The organism is Devosia sp. (genome assembly GCF_030689745.1).
GTDB lineage: Bacteria > Pseudomonadota > Alphaproteobacteria > Rhizobiales > Devosiaceae > Devosia > Devosia alba.
Genome location: NZ_JAUYGL010000224.1, coordinates 1 through 2,741, shown reverse-complemented (window position 1 = coordinate 2,741; position 2,741 = coordinate 1). Strand labels below are relative to the sequence as shown.

Annotated in this window: 4 protein-coding genes; all 4 read left to right on the top strand. The window is 51.7% G+C overall.

Annotation, left to right across the window (positions count from 1 at the left end):
• Positions 1 to 390: 390 nt before the first annotated feature.
• Positions 391 to 1,005: a Crp/Fnr family transcriptional regulator gene (locus tag Q8O80_RS19625; protein ID WP_305582451.1), complete on the top strand. Its 615-nt coding sequence runs from the start codon at positions 391 to 393 to the stop codon at positions 1,003 to 1,005.
• 73 nt (positions 1,006 to 1,078) lie between these two features.
• Positions 1,079 to 1,852, top strand: coding sequence for an acetolactate decarboxylase (locus Q8O80_RS19620; RefSeq protein ID WP_305582449.1), 774 nt, complete (start codon positions 1,079 to 1,081; stop codon positions 1,850 to 1,852).
• Between the two features lie 109 nt (positions 1,853 to 1,961).
• Positions 1,962 to 2,423: a hypothetical protein gene (locus Q8O80_RS19615; protein WP_305582447.1), complete on the top strand. Its 462-nt coding sequence runs from the start codon at positions 1,962 to 1,964 to the stop codon at positions 2,421 to 2,423.
• Positions 2,424 to 2,654: 231 nt separating this feature from the next.
• A partial coding sequence (locus Q8O80_RS19610) for a transposase (protein WP_305582453.1) occupies positions 2,655 to 2,741 on the top strand: 87 nt, incomplete at its 3' end.

The window sequence follows — 2,741 nt, the reverse complement described above, 5'->3', positions numbered from 1 at the left end:
GAAGCCGCAAGAGCTTCGGAGCAGGCGGGCAACGATCCTCAATGGGAGTCATCACCCCAGCCCGAACCGGTGTTTGAGTTTGATCAGCGGGTGGCGTGGTGAGGAGTGCGGGATGAGAAAGGTGTCTCGTTCGGGGGCGGTTGTGCCGAGGGTTTAAGTTGCCTCGTGGTGCGGGTGTGTTTAGGGGGCGGCACGGCAAATTCTTGCCATGGGTGCGGGGAATTTCACAAGTCTGTAGGGTGAAAATCGGATATGAGGATTCCGGCGCGTGTTTGATTTGACTTGGTGGTTGGATTTCCTATCCATCGAATATGATGTGATACCAGGCGAGCACCACGAAGGTGATAATCATGCGGTATTTTCCAGTACACAAATTAATGGAGAACAATCTTGACAGAAGATTGGATAGAACAATTCCCGGATACGCTTCGATTGGCTGCGCGTCCTTTAGATATAAGGAAGGGGCAGTATATTTTTCGCTTCGGTGATGAAGCAGATGCCGTTTATCGCGTAGTTGAAGGTGAAGTGTGCCTGACGCGTTTTTCGCCAGAGGGCACCGAGATTGTCCTGCACCGCGCCCGCGAAGGTGATTTCTTCGCCGAAGCCAGCCTGTTCGGCACACACTATCATTGTGATGCGATCTGCACCCGTCCCGGGCGTTGCCTGCGCTTGCCCGCCGAGACCCTGCGCCACTGCCTGGCCAACGACCCCGGTTTCGCCATGGAATGGATCGCCACGCTGTCACGTAACCTCCGCCGACAACGCGCGTCCCAGGAACGCCTGGGCCTGAAAAGCCTGCGCTTGCGTGTCATCCACTACCTGGTGGATCGCGGCAAAGAGGGGCGCGTGGAACTGGATCAGCCCATCATTCGCTGGGCGACGGAGCTGGGGGCAAGCCACGAAGCGCTGTATCGCACCCTGGCTGAAATGGAACGGGAAGGCATCCTGCAACGGCAAGGGCAAACACTGACCCTGATGCAACGGCAACCCGGCTCGTCAATATGATTTCAGTCATACTTCATTACAAGATGCCCGTTTATAGTGGCTGCCCCATCGTTGTTGATGGTGTGACCAAATAATGGAGAAAACAATCGTCATGAAAAAATATTTAGCCATTTTTGGCGTCTGCATTGTCGCCGCATGTACCACTACCGGCATCATTTCGACCAAAGAAGGCCTGGTCGAGTACACCGGTGCCCAGAAAGACATTTTCACCAAAGGCAAAGCCGAGCGGGTCATGTCGCTGGAATCCCTGCCGGAGCGACCAGGAATTTATGGTGTTGGCCCGGTTGAGGGACTTGATGGAGAAATCACAATTCTTGACGGGAAACCTTATGTGAGCAAAGTACGGCACAGCGGAAAAGTGGTTGAGCAATCCCATAACCACGGCGCATTTTTCCTGGTTTGGACTGATCAGGCACAGTGGCAGAACATCCCCATTCCAGAGGCCATAAAGAGCTATGTTGATCTGCAAAACTTTGTGAAAGCTCAAGCAGGCAACGCAGGAATTGACATAACCAAGCCATTCCCCTTTCGACTTTCGGGGATGCCGGCAGAAATCAAGTGGCACATCAATGTTGACCGCACTGAGGGTAAAGCCATCACCAATGAATTGTTTGTAAAATCCAAGGAGCCCTATGTGACCAACAATGAGCCTGTTGACATCATCGGGTTCTATTCCGAACATCATCCAGGAGTATTCATTGCCGAATATGCACCGGCGATCAAGCGCGATAGCGGCCTGAAAAATGCGATTCACATTCATTTTGTCTCGCGCACCGACAAGATGACTGGCCATATCGATAACATCACTCTCGGCTCCGGCATGGTGCTTCATTTGCCGAAGTCTTGAGATTGTCCGAAATAACGACCGGCAGAATTTTTCTTGATGAAATAGAGAAATCCTGCCTTAACCAACGAGACCAGCACTGGCTGATCTCAATTACAGGAGAAGTTAGAACATGAAAAAAGTTTGGATAGCCGCTTCAGTATTCATCGGTGCAGTTGGTTTTAATGCAGCATTTGCAAAAGACGGAATGACGCATCATGACAACCATCAGCACGAAATGCATATGGCGGACACGCGCATTTCCCTTGGCCTGCCGGCGCAAATGAAGCAGCATCAGTTGTCGAATATGCGCGAGCATATGGAGGCGATCAAATCGATTACCGGCTTGATTTCGGAAAACAAATTCGATGAGGCTTCCAAAATAGCCCATGCCAAGCTTGGCTTGACTGCGGACATGCAGGCAATGTGCAACATGTTCGAAAACAAGAATTTCAAGTCGCTGGGGCTCGCTTTCCACAAGAGCGGTGACGATCTCGGCGATGTGTTGAAAACCAGGAACATGAATACGTCGCTGCGCGCATTGAACAAAACCATGCAATATTGCGTGGAGTGCCATGCAACCTTTCGCCAATAAATTGGCGCCAGCCGGTTACGGGCTCCGGACCACCGTCAGAGGCAAAAGCATTAACGTCGCTTGAAACAGCCGATATTCGCGGATTGCCCGATACTCCCGAATTGCCAGGGATTGCCCTTGCATTTGCCTTCCATAGGCTCCGTCTTCTATGGATCGGGGTGTAAACCTCCCCTAAAACGGTCCATGCATAACTGGAGTTCTTCGGGCAAACTTAAGCCCAGGAGGACGAAGATGAGGAAGAGCAGATTTAGCGAGAACCAGATCATCGGGATATTGAAATCGGTAGAGGCAGGACGGCTGGTCAAAGATATCTGCCGA

Bases quoted from the DNA above. Each gene is read 5' to 3' on its own strand.
- Q8O80_RS19620 (WP_305582449.1), top strand. From the start codon at position 1,079: ATGGAGAAAACAATCGTCATGAAAAAATATTTAGCCATTTTTGGCGTC.
- Q8O80_RS19615 (WP_305582447.1), top strand. From the start codon at position 1,962: ATGAAAAAAGTTTGGATAGCCGCTTCAGTATTCATCGGTGCAGTTGGT.